Source organism: Methanosaeta sp. UBA458 (genome assembly GCF_002496085.1).
Taxonomy (GTDB): domain Archaea; phylum Halobacteriota; class Methanosarcinia; order Methanotrichales; family Methanotrichaceae; genus Methanothrix; species Methanothrix soehngenii.
On sequence record NZ_DAIK01000099.1, the window covers coordinates 22,921 to 23,172 of the forward strand.

1 protein-coding gene is annotated in these 252 nt (G+C 47.6%); it reads left to right on the plus strand.

The window, feature by feature from the left end:
* Positions 1 to 211, plus strand: a 211-nt coding sequence (locus BP822_RS06925) for a transposase (protein WP_286878036.1), incomplete at its 5' end; no start/stop codon positions are given.
* Between the last annotated feature and the right edge of the window lie 41 nt (positions 212 to 252).

Sequence of the window (252 nt, forward strand, 5' to 3'; positions counted from 1 at the left end):
TTCATATAGAATGTTCAAGCTTCATCCCGAATTGAAAAAAAGATATTGGGGCGGAAGCTTGTGGTCAAGTGGCAAATTCTTTCGATCTGTCGGAAATGTGACCGCTGACACAATACAGCACTATATTAAGGAATCTCAGGGAAAACCAAAAGCAGAGTCGAAAGTTTGCAGATCGCGGGAATCCGGGCAAAGAAGGCTCGATGATTTCTGATCTCCAGCTAACCGGGCGTGCGCGCGGCCCGAAGCATACCC